Annotated in this window: 20 protein-coding genes; 14 read left to right on the top strand and 6 right to left on the bottom strand. The window is 68.0% G+C overall.

The features are described from left to right. The 4 genes from secG to rpmF form a co-directional block, all read left to right on the top strand. Positions 1 to 469 (top strand): preprotein translocase subunit SecG (gene secG / locus Q8Q77_RS18755; RefSeq protein ID WP_371130481.1); only part of this gene is annotated, 469 nt, incomplete at its 5' end. 154 nt (positions 470 to 623) lie between these two features. Further along, entirely contained in the window at positions 624 to 2,264 is a 1,641-nt protein-coding gene (locus Q8Q77_RS18750) for a CTP synthase (protein WP_305585395.1), read from the top strand. Between the two features lie 27 nt (positions 2,265 to 2,291). Next, a complete protein-coding gene (locus tag Q8Q77_RS18745; RefSeq protein WP_305585393.1) occupies positions 2,292 to 2,633 on the top strand; it encodes an MmcQ/YjbR family DNA-binding protein in 342 nt (113 codons plus the stop codon). Between the two features lie 93 nt (positions 2,634 to 2,726). Continuing rightward, positions 2,727 to 2,909, top strand: coding sequence for a 50S ribosomal protein L32 (rpmF, locus tag Q8Q77_RS18740; protein ID WP_305585392.1), 183 nt, complete (start codon positions 2,727 to 2,729; stop codon positions 2,907 to 2,909). Positions 2,910 to 3,003: 94 nt separating this feature from the next. On the opposite strand, the gene Q8Q77_RS18735 is transcribed toward rpmF, so the two are convergent. From Q8Q77_RS18735 to Q8Q77_RS18725, 3 genes are read right to left on the bottom strand one after another with little or no spacing between them, the layout of a single operon-like run. Further along, a complete protein-coding gene (locus Q8Q77_RS18735; protein WP_305585390.1) occupies positions 3,004 to 3,390 on the bottom strand; it encodes a VOC family protein in 387 nt (128 codons plus the stop codon). 10 nt (positions 3,391 to 3,400) lie between these two features. After that, the gene (locus tag Q8Q77_RS18730) at positions 3,401 to 4,183 is read right to left on the bottom strand and encodes an enoyl-CoA hydratase (protein WP_305585389.1); all 783 of its coding nucleotides are present in this window, start codon (positions 4,181 to 4,183) and stop codon (positions 3,401 to 3,403) included. A gap of 31 nt (positions 4,184 to 4,214) precedes the next feature. Beyond that, positions 4,215 to 5,090 (bottom strand): serine hydrolase, encoded by an 876-nt coding sequence (locus Q8Q77_RS18725; protein ID WP_305585388.1) that lies wholly within the window; start codon positions 5,088 to 5,090, stop codon positions 4,215 to 4,217. Positions 5,091 to 5,194: 104 nt separating this feature from the next. Between Q8Q77_RS18725 and eno the strand changes: the two genes are divergently transcribed. From eno to Q8Q77_RS18680, 9 genes are all read left to right on the top strand, one after another. Continuing rightward, entirely contained in the window at positions 5,195 to 6,478 is a 1,284-nt protein-coding gene (gene eno, locus Q8Q77_RS18720; protein WP_305585387.1) for a phosphopyruvate hydratase, read from the top strand. A gap of 93 nt (positions 6,479 to 6,571) precedes the next feature. Beyond that, on the top strand, positions 6,572 to 7,783 hold the full coding sequence (locus Q8Q77_RS18715) for a dicarboxylate/amino acid:cation symporter (RefSeq protein ID WP_305585386.1): 1,212 nt from the start codon (positions 6,572 to 6,574) through the stop codon (positions 7,781 to 7,783). 52 nt (positions 7,784 to 7,835) lie between these two features. Then, entirely contained in the window at positions 7,836 to 8,132 is a 297-nt protein-coding gene (locus Q8Q77_RS18710) for a septum formation initiator family protein (RefSeq protein WP_305585385.1), read from the top strand. Positions 8,133 to 8,206: 74 nt separating this feature from the next. After that, the gene (gene pdhA / locus Q8Q77_RS18705; protein ID WP_305585383.1) at positions 8,207 to 9,253 is read left to right on the top strand and encodes a pyruvate dehydrogenase (acetyl-transferring) E1 component subunit alpha; all 1,047 of its coding nucleotides are present in this window, start codon (positions 8,207 to 8,209) and stop codon (positions 9,251 to 9,253) included. Continuing rightward, positions 9,250 to 10,626: a pyruvate dehydrogenase complex E1 component subunit beta gene (locus Q8Q77_RS18700; RefSeq protein WP_305585380.1), complete on the top strand. Its 1,377-nt coding sequence runs from the start codon at positions 9,250 to 9,252 to the stop codon at positions 10,624 to 10,626. The genes pdhA and Q8Q77_RS18700 overlap by 4 nt, the downstream gene beginning before the upstream one ends. Next, positions 10,623 to 11,021: a GFA family protein gene (locus Q8Q77_RS18695; RefSeq protein ID WP_305585377.1), complete on the top strand. Its 399-nt coding sequence runs from the start codon at positions 10,623 to 10,625 to the stop codon at positions 11,019 to 11,021. The genes Q8Q77_RS18700 and Q8Q77_RS18695 overlap by 4 nt, the downstream gene beginning before the upstream one ends. A gap of 16 nt (positions 11,022 to 11,037) precedes the next feature. After that, the gene (locus tag Q8Q77_RS18690; protein ID WP_305585375.1) at positions 11,038 to 12,348 is read left to right on the top strand and encodes a pyruvate dehydrogenase complex dihydrolipoamide acetyltransferase; all 1,311 of its coding nucleotides are present in this window, start codon (positions 11,038 to 11,040) and stop codon (positions 12,346 to 12,348) included. 10 nt (positions 12,349 to 12,358) lie between these two features. Continuing rightward, positions 12,359 to 13,759, top strand: a complete 1,401-nt coding sequence (gene lpdA, locus Q8Q77_RS18685; RefSeq protein ID WP_305585373.1) for a dihydrolipoyl dehydrogenase — start codon at positions 12,359 to 12,361, stop codon at positions 13,757 to 13,759. 198 nt (positions 13,760 to 13,957) lie between these two features. Continuing rightward, complete coding sequence (locus Q8Q77_RS18680; protein WP_305585372.1) at positions 13,958 to 14,734, top strand: methyl-accepting chemotaxis protein; 777 nt, start codon at positions 13,958 to 13,960, stop codon at positions 14,732 to 14,734. 6 nt (positions 14,735 to 14,740) lie between these two features. On the opposite strand, the gene Q8Q77_RS18675 is transcribed toward Q8Q77_RS18680, so the two are convergent. The 3 genes from Q8Q77_RS18675 to Q8Q77_RS18665 all read right to left on the bottom strand — a co-directional run bounded on the left by Q8Q77_RS18675 (position 14,741) and on the right by Q8Q77_RS18665 (position 17,864). After that, positions 14,741 to 15,136, bottom strand: a complete 396-nt coding sequence (locus tag Q8Q77_RS18675; protein WP_305585371.1) for a DoxX family protein — start codon at positions 15,134 to 15,136, stop codon at positions 14,741 to 14,743. Between the two features lie 40 nt (positions 15,137 to 15,176). Next, complete coding sequence (locus Q8Q77_RS18670) at positions 15,177 to 16,733, bottom strand: AMP-binding protein (RefSeq protein ID WP_371130480.1); 1,557 nt, start codon at positions 16,731 to 16,733, stop codon at positions 15,177 to 15,179. A gap of 141 nt (positions 16,734 to 16,874) precedes the next feature. After that, positions 16,875 to 17,864 (bottom strand): alpha/beta fold hydrolase, encoded by a 990-nt coding sequence (locus Q8Q77_RS18665; protein WP_305585367.1) that lies wholly within the window; start codon positions 17,862 to 17,864, stop codon positions 16,875 to 16,877. Between the two features lie 77 nt (positions 17,865 to 17,941). On the opposite strand from Q8Q77_RS18665, the gene lipA reads away from it, so the two are divergent. Beyond that, positions 17,942 to 18,904, top strand: a complete 963-nt coding sequence (gene lipA, locus Q8Q77_RS18660; RefSeq protein ID WP_305585366.1) for a lipoyl synthase — start codon at positions 17,942 to 17,944, stop codon at positions 18,902 to 18,904. Position 18,905 lies beyond the last annotated feature (1 nt).

The following is an 18,905-nucleotide window of genomic DNA, read 5'->3' as shown; positions in this document are numbered from 1 at the left end:
TTTCGGCGCGGGCGACCGCCCGAACGCATCGGACCACGTCATGCTGCTCGGCATTCTGCTCACCATCCACATCATCGTCTGCATCTCGCTCATCGGCGTGGTGCTGCTGCAGCGCTCCGAAGGCGGCGCGCTCGGCATGGGCGGCGGGCCCACCGGCTTCATGAGCGCGCGAGGCGCCGGCGACCTGCTCACGCGGATCACCTGGATCCTGGGCACGGTGTTCTTCGTGCTGAGCTTGGCCCTGACCCTGCTGGCCGGCAGCGAGCGCGGCGCCTCCTCGGTGGTCGACAACCTGAAGATCGACGCCATCGACCCCAACAGCCTGAACCGGCCGGCGGCTCCGGCGCCGACCCAGCCCGCCACGGCGGCGCCCACGCCCCTGACGGCTCCGACGCCGCAGGTCCGCAACCCCTTCGCCGGTGAACAGCCGGCCGCGCCCGCGCCCGCCCCCGCGCCGTCCAACCCCTGAGTTCAGTGTGATCGTGAAACCAACCCAAGGGCCGCGAAAGCGGCCCTCAGGCCATGTATTGGCCAAGATGCCGCAGGCCCAGGCGGTGCGATCCACAGCTCAATGCGAATCACCACGGGGCGCCGTCTCCGAATCAGAGCTAATCTGAACGCCCATGACCCGGTACATTTTCATCACCGGCGGCGTGGTCTCCTCCTTGGGAAAAGGTCTCGCTTCCGCCGCCCTCGGGGCCTTGCTGCAGGCTCGCGGCTACGGCGTGCGCCTGCGCAAGCTCGACCCCTATCTGAACGTCGATCCAGGGACGATGAGCCCCTATCAGCACGGCGAGGTCTTCGTGACCGACGACGGGGCTGAGACCGATCTGGACCTCGGCCACTACGAGCGCTTCACGGGGGTGAACGCCACCAAGGCCGACAACATCACCACGGGCCAGATCTACAAGACGATCATCGAGAAGGAGCGGCGCGGCGACTATCTGGGCGCGACGGTCCAGGTGATCCCCCACGTCACCGACGAGATCCGCAATTTCGTGCTGAGCGATCCGGGCGAGGGCGTCGACTTCGTGCTGGTCGAGATCGGCGGCACGGTCGGCGACATCGAGGGCCTGCCGTTCTTCGAGGCGATCCGCCAGCTCGGCCAGCAACTGCCCCGCGGCCACGCCTGCTACATCCACCTGACCCTGCTGCCCTACATCAAGACGGCCGGGGAGATGAAGACCAAGCCGACCCAGCACTCGGTCAAGGAGTTGCGGTCCATCGGGATCCAGCCCGACATCCTGCTGTGCCGCTGCGAGCAGCCGATCCCGGAGAGCGAACGGCGCAAGATCGGCCTGTTTTGCAATGTCCGCGAGAGCGCCGTGATCCAGGCGATGGACAGCCCCAACATCTACCACGTGCCGCTGGACTATCACGCCCAGGGCCTGGACCGCGAAGTGCTGGACGTGTTCGGCATGAGCGAGACCGCCCCGGCGCCCGACCTCTCGCGCTGGCAGGCGATCTCCAACGCCCTGACCAACCCCGACGGCGAGGTCAACATCGCCATCGTCGGCAAGTACACCGGCCTGACCGACGCCTATAAATCGCTGGTCGAGGCGCTGATCCACGGGGGCGTGGCCAGCAATGTCCGCGTCAAGTTCGACTGGATCGAGGGCGAGGCCTTCGAGCGGGAGGAGGGGCTGATCTCCGAGCGCCTGACCGGCGTGCACGGGGTCCTGGTCCCCGGCGCCTTCGGCGAGCGCGGTTCGGAGGGAATGATCCGCGCCGTCCAGTTCGCCCGCGAGCACGAGGTGCCCTATTTCGGCATCTGCTTCGGGATGCAAATGGCCATGATCGAGGCGGCCCGGAACCTGGCGGGCATCAAGCACGCCTCATCGACCGAGTTCGGCCCGACATCGGAGCCCATCGTCGGCCTGATGACCGAGTGGACCCGCGGCAACGAGCGCGAGGTCCGCAAGGAGGGCGACGCCCTGGGCGGCACCATGCGCCTGGGGGCGTACGATGCGGTCCTGGCGGCCAACTCCAAGGTCGCCGGCATCTATGGCGGTCCGACCATCAGCGAGCGCCACCGGCACCGCTACGAGGTCAATATCGACTACAGGGACGCCATCGAGCGGACGGGCCTGTCCTTCTCCGGCCTGTCGCCGGACGGGGTGTTGCCGGAGATCTGCGAGCGGGCCGACCACCCCTGGTTCGTCGGCGTGCAGTTTCATCCGGAGCTGAAGAGCCGTCCCTTCGACCCGCATCCGCTGTTCGCGAGCTTCATCGGCGCGGCCAAGGAACGGAGCCGGCTGGTCTAGGCGGGCATTCCGGGCGAGGCTCACGCCATGCCCACCCGCGACGACATCCGGCGCCTGGCCCTCGATCTGCCCGAAGGCTACGAGGCCGACCATCACGGCATCCCGTCATTCCGGGTGAACAAGAAGATCTACTGCACGGTCCACCTCGACCGGCCGCGAATCGTCCTGAAGCTGGACCGGGAAGATCAGCTCAACCTGGTCGCCGCCCATCCGGGGATCGTCGTGGAGGCCGAGTGGTATCCGCAGCACGGCTGGACCTATGTCTGGTTTGAGAAAACCGACCTCGACACCCTGGCTTTGCTGCTGAAACTGGCCTGGCTCAATGTGGCGCCGAAGCGGCTCGTGAAGCTGTTTTCGGGCGAGGCTTGAAACGAAGCAGGCTTTGGGGCATACACCCGCGCTCACGTCGGCGGCCGGTCGTTCGGCCGCCGTCTCTATTTTCCACGCCTGCGAGATCCTCCCATGGCCGTTCCTAAGCGCAAAGTATCCCCGTCGCGGCGCAACATGCGGCGCTCGCACCACGCCCTCGGCGCCAATTCCTATGTCGAAGACAAGGAAACCGGCGAACTGAAGCGCCCCCACCACATCGACCTGAAGACCGGCATGTACAAAGGCCGCCAGGTCATGACGCCGAAGGAAGACTAGTCGTCCTCGCGACGCCGTTCGGCGTCGCACCGGCCCTATCGAGACACGTGACTGCTCCGTTCGCCCAGCGATCGGGGCAGTTTTCGTTTTCCGCCTAGCCCGCTGTCGGGCTGGTGAAGGCGACCTCGTAGCCGTCCGGGTCGCGCAGCAGCACCTCTTCGACGCCGTAGTCCTCCGTCTTGGGGTCTGGCGCGTCGAAGCCCTTGGCGCGGAGGACCTCGCACATGGCCTGGACCGACGGCACGGCGAAATAGAGCACCGCGTCAGTGTAGGTGTCCGGGACCGCCCGCGCCTTGCCCCGCACCTTGTCGGGCGCGTTGAGCATTAGGTCGACGTCGCCGGACCTGAGGCGGATCCACCGCAGCACGCCGGCTTCCTCGAACTTGCCGACCACCTCGAAGCCGACCAGATCGCGCCAGAAGCCGAGCGAACGCTCGATGCTGCCGACATTCAGCAGGGGTGTGCAGCTCTGGAAGGTCATCGGCCGTCTCCTAACTGGGTTTCTGGGTCCTTCCCCGCGCCTGGATCGCCGCGCGGCGGGCCTCGACCATCTCGGGGGTCACGTGCCGGTTGTGGACCGTGGAGCGGGCGTGCTCCAGCTCCAGGCCACGGCGCAGGGACAGCTCGTACCCGTCGTCGATCATCGCCTTGTAGGTCACCAGCATCTCGGTATCGATCGTAGCCATTTCCGAGGCGAGTTTCCGCGCCGCAGGCATCAGGTCGGCCGGCTCCACCACGCGGTTGGCCAGGCCCCACTCATAGGCGGTCTTGGCGTCGAGGAAGTTGCCGCTGAGCGAGAGCTCCTTGGCGCGATAGGGGCCGATGGCGCGCGACAGCTTCTGCGAGAGGCCCCAGCCCGGCGTGATCCCGACCCGCGCATGGGTGTCGGCGAACCGGGCGTTGGTCGAGCAGATCAGCACGTCGCAGGCCAGGGCCAGCTCGAACCCACCGGTGATGGCCACGCCGTTGATCGCGCCGATCACCGGCTTCTTGCTGGCGATGACCGCCCAGGCGGGGTTTTCGGAGGGCTCGACGGCGTTGGCGGCGCGCAGGCCATCCGGGTCGCCGCCCAACTCCTTGAGGTCCAGGCCGGCCGTGAAGGCGCGTTCGCCCGCGCCGGTCAGGACGATCACCCGCACCTCGGGGTCAGCCTCCAGCGCCACCAGCGCCTCGTGCAGGGCGGCCCGGAGCGCCTTGGAGAGCGCGTTCATGGCCTCGGGCCGGTTCAGGGTCACGACGGCGACGCCGTCGGCGGTCTTTTCGGTGAGCAGCATGGGCGCATGAATCGGAGTGCGCCGGCTCAAGTCAAGGCGGGCCATCCGCCAGGAGATCGAGAACGCGGCGCTCGACCGGCGTCTGGTCGTCCCCCAGCGAGAACGCTGCGGCGGCGCGTCTCGGCCCGTCGGTTCGGCGATAGACAGCCACGACACTGCCGGGCCCGCCGCCGGTGTGGCCCGCGGCCGTCCAGCCCTGCGTCGTCGTGGGGCACATTAGGCCAAGCCCATAGGCTGCAAGCGCCCACGGGGGGCGATTGTGTTCTGGCAGTTCCAGACGTTTCAGCATCAAGGCTTGGGACGCCTCCGACAGCGGCGAGCTTGGCCCAAAGAGCCCATCCAGGACCTCTGCGGCGGCGAGGAGCGGGCCGACGAACAGGCCGTGATAGACCCAGGCTGGATCATAGCCCTGCGCCGAGCCCATGCGGACGCCGTCCAGGTCGTCGGCGGTCCGGGCCAGTCGTGCGCCTTCGACGTCCAACGCCGCCAGCACCAGCGCCCGCGCGGCGTCGCCGAGATCGCCGCCGTAGGCCTGCTCGATCCGCTCGCGGGCCGCCAGATATCCGATGTTCGAATAGGCCCAGCCCTCGCCGGGGCCAAAGACCGGGCGGTCGGCCCTGGCGCGGGCCCGCATCTCGTCGCGAGTCCAGGGCGCGTCGCCGCCGGCCACGGCGCGGTGATAGGCCGGAAGCCCGCCGTAGTCGCCCAGACCCGCCTCATGCGTCAGCAGCTGGCGCAGCGTGGAGCCGTCGCGGCCATCGTCCAGCGAGAGTCGGCCTTGCTCGACCAGGCGCAGCGCGGTCGCGGCGATCACCGTCTTGCCGAAGCTCCACCACGGCACGACCAGGTCGCCGCGCGCCTGGGCCACGGGCTTTCCATCTTCCAGCAGGACGAAGGCGTCGCTCACGCCGTCCAACACGCCACGAACCCGCACCAAGCTCAAGGGCCGCCCAAGATTGCCCCGACGGTCGAAGCTGGCTAAGGGTCCCGGCGAAACGCCAAGGAGCTTCCATGACCGAGATCGTCGACATCACCGCCCGGGAGATCCTGGACAGCCGCGGCAACCCGACGGTCGAGGTTGACGTGATCCTGGAAGACGGCGCCATGGGCCGCGCGGCGGTGCCCTCCGGCGCCTCCACCGGCGCCCACGAGGCGGTGGAGAAACGGGACGGCGATAAGAAACGCTATCTCGGCAAGGGCGTCCTGCAGGCGGTCGATGCGGTCAACGGCGAGATCTACGATGCGCTTTGCGGCGTCGACGCCGAGGACCAGCGCCGCCTCGACAAGCTGCTGATCGAACTGGACGGCACGCCCAACAAGTCGCGCCTCGGCGCCAACGCGATCCTGGGCGTCAGCCTGGCCGCCGCCAAGGCCGCGGCGATCAGCGCCGGTCTGCCGCTCTACAAGTACGTGGGCGGTGTCTCAGCCCGCGTCCTGCCGGTGCCGATGATGAACATCATCAATGGTGGCGCCCACGCCGACAACCCGATCGACATCCAGGAATTCATGATCCTGCCCACCGGCGCCGACACCTTCGCCGAGGGTCTGCGCATGGGCGCCGAAATCTTCCACGCGCTGAAGAAGGCGCTGCACGACGCCGGCCACAACACCAATGTCGGCGACGAGGGCGGCTTCGCGCCCAACATCGGCTCGGCCGAGGAGGCCCTGGCCTTCATCGTCAAGGCCGGTCAGGCGGCGGGCTACAAAGCCGGCGACGATTTCCACCTGGGCCTGGACGCGGCCTCCACGGAATTCTTCAAGGGCGGCAAGTACGTCATGGACGGGGAGGGCAAGAGCCTCGATCCGGGCGGCATGGTCGACTACCTGGCCGGCCTGGTGGCCAAGTTCCCGATCGTCACCATTGAGGACGGCATGGCCGAAGACGACCTCGAGGGCTGGAAGCTGCTCACCGACAAGCTGGGCGCCAAGATCCAGCTGGTGGGCGACGATCTCTTCGTGACCAACCCGGCGCGGCTCTCGGCGCTGGGCGTCCAGCAGGGCCTGGCCAACTCGATCCTGGTCAAGGTCAACCAGATCGGCACCCTGTCGGAGACCCTGGACGCCGTGGATATGGCCCATCGCGCCGCCTACACCGCGGTGATGAGCCACCGCTCGGGCGAGACCGAGGACGCCACCATCGCCGACCTGGCCGTGGCCACCAACTGCGGGCAGATCAAGACCGGCTCCCTGTCGCGCTCGGATCGCACCGCCAAGTACAACCAGCTCCTGCGGATCGAGGAAGAACTGGGCGACCAGGCCATCTATCTGGGCGCCAGGGCGATCAAGCACCTGTAGCCTGTTTCAAATCGTTGCTGAGCCCCTGTAGGCTCCTCCAACAGGGGCTCAGGGGCGGCGATGAGACGGCTTGCGACTTCATCGGCGGCTTGGGTGATCGCCGCCCTGGCGATCGGCTTGACACTGGGGGTCCTGGGACACGGTAGCCCCTGGGGCGCCAGGGCGCAGGAGATCGTGGCCCCGGTCGGCCAGCTCTGGGTCAACGCCCTGCGCATGACCGTCATCCCGCTGATCGTCCCGCTGCTGGTGGTCGCCATCGCCGGATCGGGCGACCTCAAGCAGACGGGCGCGCTGAGCCTGCGGATGGTCCTGCTGTTCCTGGGCCTGCTGGTCGCCTTCACCTTGGCCAGCTTCGCGGTCAGTCCAGCGCTGATGAGCGCGGTGAGGCTGGACCCGGCCGCCACGACCGCCCTGATGGCCCAGGCGGCCCAGCCGCCGCCCGCCGCGCCGGTCACCGCCAGCGAATGGCTGGTCTCCCTGGTGCCCTCCAACGTCGTCAAGGCCGCCGCCGACGCCGCCCTGCTGCCGCTGCTGGTGTTCACCGTCGCCTTCGCCCTGGCCACGGCCCACGCGCCGCCCGCGACCCGAACGCGGGTGGTCGAGGCGTTCCGCGCCGTGGCCGACGTGATGCTCATCCTGGTCCGCTGGGTCGTGGCCCTGGCGCCGATCGGGGTCCTGGCCCTGGGCTTCGCGCTCGGCGTCAATCTGGGCGCCGCCGGGGCAGGGGCGGTCGGCTATTTCCTGGCCGTATCGATCGGGCTCTATCTACTCGGAACCCTGATGCTCTACCCCGTGGCGGTGTTCGGCGGCCGGGTCGGCTGGCGGCGGTTCGCCGTGGCCATGCTGCCGGTCCAGGCGGTCGGGCTGAGCTCCCGGTCCTCCCTGGCCAGCTTGCCGGCGCTGATCAAGGCCGGCCACGACGACCTGCGCCTGCGTCCCCAAGTGGCCGACCTGGTGCTGCCCGTGGCGGTCTCGACCTTCAAACTGCAGCACGCCATCGCCACGATCCTGGGCGTGGCCTTCGTGAGCCGGCTCTACGGCCTCGACCTCACGCCCTTCGCCATCCTCGCCAGCGCCGGCGCGGGCGTCCTGATCGGCGCCACGACGCCCGGCGTGCCGTCCGCGGGCCTGATGCTGCAGGCGCCGCTCTATTCGGCGCTGGGCCTGCCGCTGGAGGGCCTGGCCCTGCTGATCGCCATCGACTCGATTCCCGACATGTTCAAGACGCTGTTCAATGTCACAGCCGACATGGTCGTGGCGGTGTTGCTTTCGCCGCAGGGCCCGGAAGAGGGCGGCGTAACCTGAAATTAAGCACGAATGCGTGAGATAGCGGTGTTCAGGAGTCTCAGATTCGCCCGTGCTCGCCCGCCTTCGTTCCTATTTGCCCACAGCGGCCCTGGCGTTCCTGATCTTCTATTTCGGGTACCACGCCTTCACGGGTGAGCGGGGCCTCCTGTCGTCAACCCAGCGCGACGCCACACTTGCGGCAAAGACCCAGGAACTGGCGGTTCTGCGTACCCAGAGGCAGGATTTGGAGGCGCGTGCTCAGCTTCTGAGAGATACGAGCCTTTCGGCCGATCTTCTGGAAGAACGCGCCCGTTCCCTGCTAGGCTTCGCGCATCCGAACGACTATGTGATCCGCTTGAAGCCTTAGGGCGGACTCAGTCGTTCTAGGCAACCGGAAACGCGGAGCGTAACCGCGATGATGCAATCCTACGGGAGAGACGAATGGCGCGTGGGCAAGCGGGCTCTGCTGCTCGGCGGAAGAGTGCTGACACCGGTGTCAATGGTGTTGTAGAAGGACCTGTGACCCAGGACGAGCTTCTCAAATACTATCGCGACATGCTGCTGATCCGCCGCTTCGAGGAGCGGGCGGGACAGCTTTACGGCATGGGCCTGATCGGCGGCTTCTGCCATCTCTACATCGGTCAGGAGGCGATCGCGGTCGGCGTCCAGGCGATCAAGGAGCCGGGGGATCAGGTGATCACCGGTTACCGCGACCATGGCCACATGCTGGCCTGCGGCATGGATCCGCGCGAGGTCATGGCCGAGCTGACCGGCCGGGCCGGCGGATCGTCCAAGGGCAAGGGCGGGTCGATGCACATGTTCTCGACCGAGGCCGATTTCTACGGCGGTCACGGCATCGTAGGCGCCCAGGTGGCGCTGGGCACGGGCCTGGCGCTGGCCAACCACTACCGGGACAACAAGAAGGTCAGCTTCACCTATTTCGGAGACGGGGCGGCCAACCAGGGTCAGGTCTATGAGAGCTTCAACATGGCCCAGCTCTGGAACCTGCCGGTCGTCTACGTGATCGAGAACAACCAGTACGCCATGGGCACCTCCATCGAGCGCTCCTCCGCCGAGACGCGCCTGCACAAGCGCGGCGCCTCGTTCCTGATCCCGGGCGAGGAGGTCGACGGCATGGACGTGCTGGCGGTCAAGGCCGCGGCCGGCAAGGCCGCCGCCCACGCCCGTTCGGGCAAGGGGCCCTACATCCTCGAGATGAAGACCTACCGCTATCGCGGCCACTCCATGAGCGACCCGGCCAAGTACCGCACCCGCGACGAGGTCGACGAGGTCCGTAAGACCCGCGACCCCATCGACCACGCCCAGGAGCTGCTCACCAAGCGCGGCTGGGCCGACGAGGTCGCCCTGAAGGCCATCGACGCGGAGGTCAAGCGCATCGTCGCCGACGCCGCCGAGTTCGCCCGCACCAGTCCCGAACCGGACCCCTCCGAGCTCTATACGGACGTCTACCTGGAGGCCGCCCAGTGACCGACGTCCTGATGCCCGCCCTGTCTCCCACCATGGAGGAGGGCACGCTCGCCAAGTGGCACGTGAAGAAGGGCGATTCCGTACGTTCCGGCGACGTGATCGCTGAGATCGAGACCGACAAGGCGACCATGGAGGTCGAGGCTGTCGACGAAGGCGTGATCGAGGAGATTCTGGTCGCCGAAGGCACCGAGGAGGTGAAGGTCAACACGCCCATCGCCCGGCTGTCCGGCGGCGACGGCGCGGCGCCTCCGCCGCCCAAGTCCAACGGCGAGGCCAAGGCCAAAGCCGTCGCCGAAGCCCCGCAGCCGCAACCAACCGTGGCCGCCTCGCCGGCCGCCCCCGTCGCCCCGAAGGTCGAGCTGCGCGACCCGGAGCTTCCGGAGGGCGTCAAGCTGGTCAAGACCACCATTCGCGACGCCCTGCGCGACGCCATGGCCGAGGAGATGCGCGCCGACGACAAGGTGTTCCTGATGGGCGAGGAAGTCGCCCAGTACCAGGGCGCCTACAAGGTCTCGCGCGATCTGCTCCAGGAGTTCGGCGACAAGCGGGTCATCGACACCCCGATCACCGAGCACGGCTTCGCCGGGCTGGGCGTGGGCGCGGCCATGGCCGGCCTCAAGCCGATCATCGAGTTCATGACCTGGAACTTCGCCATGCAGGCGATCGACCACATCATCAATTCGGCGGCCAAGACCCTCTACATGTCGGGCGGCCAGATCAAATGCTCGGTCGTGTTCCGCGGACCGAACGGCGCGGCCTCCCGCGTCGGCGCCCAGCACAGCCAGGACTATTCCTCCTGGTACGCCCAGGTGCCGGGTCTGAAGGTCGTGGCGCCCTACGACGCGGCCGACGCCAAGGGCCTGATGAAGGCCGCGATCCGCGACCCGAACCCCGTCGTCTTCCTCGAGCACGAGATGATGTACGGCCAGGAGTTCGACGTCCCGGAGGGAATCGACTGGCTCGTGCCGATCGGCAAGGCCAAGGTCCGCCGGGTCGGCAAGGACGTCACCATCACCGCCCACTCGCGGATGGTCGGCCTGGCGCTCAAGGCGGCCGAGGAGTTGGCGGCCGAGGGGATCGACGCCGAGGTCATCGACCTGCGCACCCTGCGACCGCTCGACCACGCGACCATCGTCGAGAGCGTCAAGAAAACCAACCGCCTAGTCACCGCCGAGGAAGGCTGGGGGCCCATGGGCGTCGGCGCCGAGGTGATCGCCCGGGTGATCGAGCACGGCTTCGACTATCTGGACGCCCCGCCTGCGCGGGTCTGCCAGAAGGACGTACCGCTGCCCTACGCGGCCAACCTGGAGGCCCTGTCGCTGCCGTCTGTGGAGGACATCGTCAAGGCGGCCAAGGCGGTCTGCTACAAATGACCGACCCCTTCACCTGGCGCGCCGGGGGCTGCCATTGCGGCGGCGTCCGGTTCGAGGTGGCCTTGCCTGAGGTCGTCGAGGCGCAGAGCTGCAACTGCTCCATGTGCGCCAAGACGGGCTATCTGCACGTCATCGTATCGGAGAGCCGGTTTCGGCTGACCAAGGGCGCCGAGCGGCTCGCGGAATACACCTTCAACAGCCGGGTGGCGCGTCACCTGTTCTGCTCGGAGTGCGGGATCAAGAGCTTCTATCGCCCGCGCTCCAACCCGGATGGCTGGTCGGTCAACGCCCGCTGCCTGGACGAGGCCCTGCGCCTCGAGATCACCGCCTTCGACGGCGCCAACTGGGAGGCCAACGCCGACCAGCTGGCGCGCCTGTCGCTCGAACCTTCCTGACGAGTTCAGAAAAGCCATGTCCATCGACGTCCTGATGCCCGCCCTGTCTCCCACCATGGAGGAGGGCACGCTCGCCAAGTGGCACGTGAAGAAGGGCGACAAGGTCTCCTCGGGAGACGTGATCGCCGAGATCGAGACCGACAAGGCCACCATGGAGGTGGAGGCCGTCGACGAGGGCGTCATCGAAGACATCCTGGTGGCGGAAGGCTCCGAGGGGGTGAAGGTCAACACCCCGATCGCCCGCCTCTCCGGCGAGGACTCCGGCTCCGCACCGCCCGCGCCCAAGGCCGAGGCTCCGAAGGCCGAAGCGCCCAAGGCCGAAGCGGCCAAACCCGCGGCGGCTGAGCCCGCGCCGGCCGCCAAGGCCGCGCCTGCGGCCCAGACCTCTGCGGCCCAGGCCCCCGCAGCCCAGACCAACGGCGAACGGGTCTTCGCCTCGCCCCTGGCCCGCCGGATCGCCGAGCAGAAGGGCCTGGACCTCGCCAAGGTCGTGGGTTCCGGCCCGCACGGCCGGATCATCAAGCGCGACGTCGAGGGCGCCACGCCCTCAGCCAAGACCCCCGCCGCGGCGCCGGCCGCCGGAGCGCCCGCGCCGGCCCGCCAGGTCCAGAGCCTGGCCCAGATGGGCATCCCCGACGGGACCTACGACCTCGTGCCCCTGGACGGCATGAAGAAGACCGTCGCCCGGCGGATGACCGACAGCTTCCGCGACATCCCGCACTTCCCGCTGACCATCGATCTGGAGATCGACGGCCTGCTGGCGGCGCGGACCAAGATCAACGCCATGCTGGAGAAGCAGGGGGTCAAGGTCAGCGTCAACGATTTCGTGCTGAAGGCCGCGGCCGTGGCCCTGGCGCGGGTGCCGGAGGCCAACGCCTCCTATTCGCCCGAAGGCATCGCCATGCACCACAACGCCGACATCGCCATGGCGGTGGCCATCGACGGTGGCCTGATCACCCCGATCATCCGCAAGTGCGAGACCAAGGGCCTGGCCCAGATCGCCGTTGAAGCCAAGGACCTGGCCGAGCGCGCCCGGACCCGCAAGTTGAAGCCCGAAGAGTTCCAGGGCGGCACCTTCTCGGTGTCCAACCTGGGCATGTTCGGCATCAAGTCGTTCGCCTCGATCATCAACGAACCGCAGGGCTGCATCCTGTCGGTGGGGGCGGGCGAGCAGCGGCCGGTCGTCAAGAACGGTGAGCTCAAGGTCGCCACGGTGATGACCGTCACGCTCACCTGCGATCATCGGGTGGTCGACGGGGCCATCGGGGCCCGTTGGCTGCAGGCCTTCAAGGCCCTGATCGAAGATCCCATCACGATGATCGTCTGAGGCTAGCCACATGGATTTCGACGTCATCGTCATCGGTTCGGGGCCGGGCGGCTATGTGACCGCCATCCGCGCCAGCCAGCTCGGCTTTAAGACCGCCATCGTCGAGCGCGAGGCCCTGGGCGGCATCTGCCTGAACTGGGGATGCATCCCCACCAAGGCCCTGCTCAAGTCCGGCGAGGCCTACGAGAACCTGAGCCACCTGTCCGACTACGGCGTGAAGGTGGAGAAGGCTTCGTTCGACTTCTCCAAGGTCATCGAACGCTCTCGCAAGGTGGCCGGCCAGCTCAACGCCGGCGTCGCCTTCCTGATGAAGAAGCACAAGATCGAGGTGATCGAGGGGATCGCCAAGCTCGAGAAGGGACAGGGGGCTCCCAAGGTCGTGGTGGCGCTCAAGGCCGGCGGCTCGCGCAGCGCCCAGGCCAAGCACGTGATCCTGGCGACCGGGGCGCGGGCGCGCACGATCCCGGCCATCGGCCTGGCGCCGGACGGCGAACGGGTCTGGACCTATCGCGAAGCCATGGTCCCCAAGACCACGCCCAAGACCCTGGTGGTGATCGGCTCGGGCGCCATCGGCATCGAATTCGCCAGCTTCTACCGGGCCCTGGGTTCGGAAGTGACCGTCGTCGAGGCCCTGCCGCGTATCCTGCCGGTGGAGGACGAGGAGGTTTCCAAGGCCGCCCACAAGGCCTTCGAGAAGCGGGGCCTGAAGTTCCGCGTCGGGGCCAGCGTCAAGAAGTTGACGACGTCAAGGACCGGCGTGTCGATCGAGCTTGAGGCCGGCGGCAAGACCGAGACGCTCGCCGCCGACGTCGCCATCGTCGCCGTGGGCATCGCCGGCAATGTCGAGGACCTGGGCCTCGAGGGCCTGGGCGTGAAGATCGAGAAGAGCCACGTGGTCACCGACGGCCACGGCGGCACCGGCGTCGCGGGCCTCTACGCCATCGGCGATGTGGCCGGTCCCCCCTGGCTCGCCCACAAGGCCAGCCACGAGGGCGTGCATTGCATTGAGCACATCGCGGGCCTCAAGCCCGCCAACCTGACCTCCCCGATCCCGGGCTGCACCTATTCGAACCCGCAGATCGCCTCGGTGGGCCTGACCGAGGCCCAGGCCAAGGAGCAGGGGCTCGCGATCAAGGTCGGCCGCTTCCCGTTCCGGGTGAATGGCAAGGCCATCGCCTCGGGCGAGCTCGAAGGCTTTGTGAAGACCGTTTTCGACGAGAAGACCGGGGCGCTGATCGGCGCGCACCTGATCGGGGCGGAGGTCACCGAGATGATCCAGGGCTTCACCTTGGCGATCACCCTGGAGGCCACCGAGGCCGAGCTGATGGCCACGGTCTTCCCGCACCCGACCATGAGCGAGGCGATGCACGAGTCCGTCCTCGACGCCTACGGCCGGGTCCTGCACATCTGACCCACGCAGGCCCTTCGGCCCACGGATTGCACCGGTTCTAACCCCCGGCGCCTACGCCGAAGGCGCCGGACGATATGAAGCGAACATTTGTATGAGCTTCACCGTCGACGGGTGGACCTGCGCGCGTGCCTGTTCCATCGAAGGTTGAGGACATAAGGGACGGGGTGACCGGTCCGGGGTCGCTAATGGAGCGGTAGGATGTGTTGCGCCATGGTGGCCGGGCGTACGATCACATCGGCCAGCGAGCCAGGTGGAAGCGCCGATCGGCGGGCTGAGGCGGTCGATCGAGAGCGCGCCGCGCTCGGCGCCCTGATCAACCTCTCTGGCAAGCAGCGGATGCTGTCGCACCGCACCGTCATGTTCCTGGGCCTCAGCTGTGGAGCATCCTCGCCACGATCGCGGGAGGACTTGATACGCAAGGCCGCCGAAGCCCTGGCCGAGTTCCGCACCAACAGCCGCATCCTGGTCGAAGGTGACGCCGCGACCGACCTGCCGCCCCTGTTCTCACAAAGTGTGGGCCGCCTACTCCACGGCGAGGAGAGCGCCTATCTCAAGCTCATCGAGCGGTTCGCCGTCGAGGCCGAAGACTGCGCGCTTCGGCTCGGGCGCGGCGATCCCGCCCAGCCGCAGCTGGTCGCCCTCGCGGACCTGACGGCTGGCGAGTTGCTCGCCGCTTTGAACCGCATTGCGCGCGCCTTCGAGGCCGACCTCTCGACGGCCATTCGGTCGGAGAAGGCGCACACCGAGGAGGCCCGCCGCATGGCCGTCTCGACGCTGTCGGAGATCGAGACGCTCGGCCTGCGCGTCAAGCTGATCGCCTTCAACGCCCTCATTGAGGCGGCTCGGGCCGGCGAGGCGGGCCGCAGCTTCGCCGTGATCGCTCAAGAAATCAAAGCCTTGAGCGAGCAGACTCAAGCTGCGGCCGGCAGTGTCGGTCGCGCGCTGGAAGCCTTGAGTTTGCCCGCCGCAACCTGATTCCACTCAGGGCCGCTTACGGACCTGGGCGTCGATGCTCCAGGCTCCGCCCCCCGCGAACACCAGATAGAGGAAGACGAAGCAGAACATGATCGCCAGTTCGCCCTGGTTCAGCGCGGGCCAGAAGCCCTGGCTGCCATGGGCGACGATATAGGCCACCGCCATCTGACCCGAGCAGACGAACGCCACGATGCGGGTGAAGAGGCCGACGGCGATCAGGCCGCCGCCGATCACTTCGAGCCAGGCGGCCGCCATCAGGATCGGCGGCAGGGGATCGGGCGCGCCCGGCTGCGGCCCCGGGAAGTCGAACAGCTTCATCAAGCCGTGCTGCATGAAGAGCAGGGCGGTGATCAACCGCAGGATGCTGAGCACCCGCGGCGTCCAAAGGCTGAGGTTCGGCATAAAGGTCTCCCCCTAGACGGCCCCGCGGCCGCGTTGATCGTCAGGCGGCGCGCAGTCCGTCGGCTTCCGCCATCCGCTGGATCGCCACATAGTCGGTCTTGCCGGTGCCAAGCACCGGGACCTCGGTCACCTTGATGATCTTGCGCGGCACGGCCAGTTCGGGCGCGCCGATCGCCTGGGCGTGGGCCACCAACGGGGTCGAGTCCGCATCGCGGCGGTCGGTGACCAGCACCAGGCGCTCGCCCTTCTTGGCGTCGGGCATGGCGATCACCGCGTGGCGGCTGTTGGGCCAGACGGCGGTGGCGATGTCCTCGGCGGCCGTCAGCGAGACCATCTCACCACCCACCTTGGCGAAGCGCTTCACCCGGCCGAGGATCTTGATCCAGCCGTCCTCGGTGATGTCGACCACGTCGCCGGTGTCGTGCCAGCCGTCGGGCGGGGACTCGATCACGCCGCCCGCTGTCAGGTAGCCCGCCATGATGTTGGCCCCGCGCACAAACAGCCGCCCGCCGCCCGGGATGCCCTCCACCGGCTCCAGCCGGGTCTCGATGCCGGGCAGCAGGCCGCCGACCGTACCGCGACGGTTGTCGGTGGGCTTGTTCACCGCGATCACCGGAGCGGCCTCGGTCGCGCCGTAGCCCTCCAGCACCGGCACGTCACCGAACCGGTCACGGATCAGGTTGTGGGTCTCTTCGCGAACCTTTTCAGCGCCGCAAACGATGAACTGCAGGCCCGAGAGCTCGCCCGGATCGGCGGCGCGGGCGTACTGGTTCAGGAAGGTGTCGGTGGCGAACAGGATCGAGGCGCCGGTATCCTTGATCAGCGGCGGGATCTGCTTGACGTGCAGGGGCGATGGGTACTCGAAGGCCTTCATGCCCTTGAGGATCGGCAGCAGCGCTCCACCGGTCAGGCCGAAGCAGTGGAAGGTCGGCAGGGGATTGAACATCACCCATGACGGGTCGAGCGGAATGTGGGCCGCGATCTGGTTCACATTGGCGATCAGGTTGGCCTGGGTCAGCACAACGCCGCGCGGGGCGCCGAAGCTGCCCGAGGTGAACAGGATGACGCCGGGGTCCGAGGGCTTGGTCTCGGCGCGGAAATTCATCGGCAGGGCAGCCGCGGCCGCGGCGTAGAGCTTGTCGGCCAGGCCGATCTTCTCGCGCACGTCCTCAAGGTAGGTGACCTGGGCCACGGTCTCCAGGGCGTCGATCAGGTCGTGCAGCTTGCCCTGCTCGACGAAGCGGTGGGACGTCAGCACGCGCTTGACCCCGGCCAGCTCGCAGGCCGCCTTCAGATTACGGATGCCCGCCGTGAAGTTCAGCATGGTGGGCGTGCGGCCGAAGGCGTGCAGGCCGAAGAACGTGACCACGACCGCCGAGCTGGACGGCAGCAGGATGCCCACGTGCTCGCCCCGCGAGGTCATGCCGGCGATCTTGCGGCCTAGGGCGAAGGCTCCGCGGACCAGGTCGGTATAGGTCAGCGGATTGCGCTCCTGGTCTTCCAGGATCGGCTTCTTGGCGCCGTACTTGGCGCGCGCGGCGATGAGGGCGTCGAACAGCGAAAGCTCGGCCCCAGTGGATTCCAGATTACGCGACAAAGGCGACAACCTCCCCGATCGTCCCGCCATGCTCATTGCGGCGGAGCCTATCGCCCGGGCCCGTCATTGAAAAGATATGTTACAGACCGTGAGGGCCGAACCGTTAGTTTCGCGGCAAAATGTGGTCGTAACATATTGATATTACGGATTAACGCGACGTGCAGAGACGGCGCTGGCGATGAACTTCAAAACCTCCGTCCGCCAGATACCGCGCCATGGATCGGCTTCCAAGTGCAGGGCGCGGCGCGCCGCGGCGATCGGAACCGTCCGGCATTCCGGGGCCCTTGCGCATAGCGACGCGCTCTCCGAACCGGGGTTCAGCATCAGGATGGACGTCCGCGCAGAGGCGGCGCGATTGGCCACCTTGCGGCTCATGGTGCGGTGCGCGGCGGTCCAGCCCCGGCTGGGACCCGACATCCGTAGGTCCGGATTGGCGGTCTGCCAGGCCTGGCCGACCGCGCCGCGCCAGGGGTCGTGAGTGTGCTTGCGCGCCAGGTCGTCGGGTCCGTCGCGGGTCCAGCTCCGCCAGCCGGGCGGGGGCAGGCGGTTGACGCCGGGCAGGGCGACCGATGGGGCGACGCCCGGCTCCAGCCAGGGCGAGGAGGCGATGACCCCGTCGACCCTCAGGCCCGCCTCGACCGCCGCCAGGGCCACGACCGCGCCGTCGGCGTGTCCCAGCAGCACGACCGGCGTCTCATCCGGCGCGCGGACCACCACCTTCAGGAGGTGCATCAGGCCGGTGACGTCGGGGTCGAAGTTGGGGGCGTGACCCAGATCCCGGGGCAGCACGAAGCGCTCGGACCCGCCTTGGCCGGCGCGGTCGAGGATCCAGACCGTGTAGCCCTCCGCCACCAGGTCGCGAACCGTCTCAAACCAGACCTCAGCGCTCTCGCCATAGCCGGGCGTGATGACCACGATGGCGCGGGGAACCCGCGAGGTGCTGGCCACGCCATAGCGCTGAACGGGATTGAGGCCCGTGCGGATGAACCCCCAGGCCCAACCCTCGGGGGGCTGGAACCTCGCGCCCAGCGATGGTGGAACCCGGCTCTCGGCGAACGGCGCGCGCGCCTCGTCGCGTCCGCACGCCGCGAGACCGAGGAGCAAGGCGACGATCACAGACGCACGGAACATGGCCAAGTTTGACCATGCGGCGCTCAGCCGCTCAATCACGGCTTGATCCGCGGGCCTCGAAAGCCGATCTAGGCGCCATGGCGACCGTCATCGATACGCTCAGCGGCGCGCGTCCGCGCCACCCCGAAAAGCAGGCCCGGCCGGACACACCGATGCTGCGCAAACCCGAGTGGCTGCGCGTGCGCGCGCCCGGCTCGTCCGGCTACAACGCCACCCGCGCCATCGTGAAGGAACACGGCCTCACGACCGTCTGCGAGGAGGCGGCTTGCCCGAACATCGGCGAGTGCTGGACCCAGAGCCACGCCACCATGATGATCATGGGCGAGATCTGCACCCGAGCCTGCGCCTTCTGCAATGTGGCCACCGGCAAGCCCATCGCGCTCGATCCCACCGAGCCCGCCCGCGTCGGCGACGCGGTGGCCAAGATGGGCCTGAAGCACGTTGTCATCACCTCGGTTGACCGCGACGACCTTCCGGACGGCGGCGCCGCGCACTTCGCCGCCGTGGTGCGCGCGATCCGGACCGCGGCCCCGGGCACGACGGTCGAGATCCTGACCCCGGACTTCCTGCGCAAACCCACGGCCGCCGCCGAGCTGGTGATCGACGCCAAGCCCGATGTCTTCAACCACAACCTGGAGACCGTGCCGCGGCTCTACCTGACCATCCGGCCCGGCGCGCGCTACTATCATTCCCTGCGCCTGCTGGAGCGGGTGAAGGAGCGTGATCCCACCCAGTTCACCAAGTCCGGCCTGATGGTCGGCCTGGGCGAGGCCAAAGAAGAGGTCATGCAGGTCATGGACGACATGCGTTCGGCCGGCGTCGACTTCCTGACCATCGGCCAGTACCTGCAGCCGACCCGCAAGCATGCCGCCGTGGACCGCTTCGTCCATCCCGACGAGTTCAACGCCCTGGAGGAGATCGCCCGGGCCAAGGGCTTCCTCATGGTCTCGGCCAGCCCGCTGACGCGATCGTCGCACCACGCCGGCGAGGATTTCGCCCGGCTGAAGGCCGCGCGGCTCGCCAAGGACGCGGCGGCCTAGA

It is taken from the genome of Phenylobacterium sp., assembly GCF_030698145.1.
Lineage (GTDB): Bacteria > Pseudomonadota > Alphaproteobacteria > Caulobacterales > Caulobacteraceae > Phenylobacterium.
Note: the sequence above shows the minus strand (reverse complement) of the source record. Positions and strands in the feature narration are given on the sequence as shown.

Excerpts from the sequence above, each read along its gene's own strand:
- rpmF (WP_305585392.1), top strand. The coding sequence starts at position 2,727 with ATGGCCGTTCCTAAGCGCAAAGTATCCCCGTCGCGGCGCAACATGCGG.
- eno (WP_305585387.1), top strand. The coding sequence starts at position 5,195 with ATGACCGAGATCGTCGACATCACCGCCCGGGAGATCCTGGACAGCCGC.
- Q8Q77_RS18665 (WP_305585367.1), bottom strand. The coding sequence starts at position 17,864 with ATGTTCCGTGCGTCTGTGATCGTCGCCTTGCTCCTCGGTCTCGCGGCG.
- Q8Q77_RS18750 (WP_305585395.1), top strand. The coding sequence starts at position 624 with ATGACCCGGTACATTTTCATCACCGGCGGCGTGGTCTCCTCCTTGGGA.
- Q8Q77_RS18690 (WP_305585375.1), top strand. The coding sequence starts at position 11,038 with ATGTCCATCGACGTCCTGATGCCCGCCCTGTCTCCCACCATGGAGGAG.
- Q8Q77_RS18675 (WP_305585371.1), bottom strand. The coding sequence starts at position 15,136 with ATGCCGAACCTCAGCCTTTGGACGCCGCGGGTGCTCAGCATCCTGCGG.
- Q8Q77_RS18735 (WP_305585390.1), bottom strand. The coding sequence starts at position 3,390 with ATGACCTTCCAGAGCTGCACACCCCTGCTGAATGTCGGCAGCATCGAG.
- Q8Q77_RS18730 (WP_305585389.1), bottom strand. The coding sequence starts at position 4,183 with ATGCTGCTCACCGAAAAGACCGCCGACGGCGTCGCCGTCGTGACCCTG.
- lpdA (WP_305585373.1), top strand. The coding sequence starts at position 12,359 with ATGGATTTCGACGTCATCGTCATCGGTTCGGGGCCGGGCGGCTATGTG.
- Q8Q77_RS18745 (WP_305585393.1), top strand. The coding sequence starts at position 2,292 with ATGCCCACCCGCGACGACATCCGGCGCCTGGCCCTCGATCTGCCCGAA.
- Q8Q77_RS18695 (WP_305585377.1), top strand. The coding sequence starts at position 10,623 with ATGACCGACCCCTTCACCTGGCGCGCCGGGGGCTGCCATTGCGGCGGC.
- pdhA (WP_305585383.1), top strand. The coding sequence starts at position 8,207 with ATGGCGCGTGGGCAAGCGGGCTCTGCTGCTCGGCGGAAGAGTGCTGAC.
- Q8Q77_RS18680 (WP_305585372.1), top strand. The coding sequence starts at position 13,958 with ATGTGTTGCGCCATGGTGGCCGGGCGTACGATCACATCGGCCAGCGAG.
- lipA (WP_305585366.1), top strand. The coding sequence starts at position 17,942 with ATGGCGACCGTCATCGATACGCTCAGCGGCGCGCGTCCGCGCCACCCC.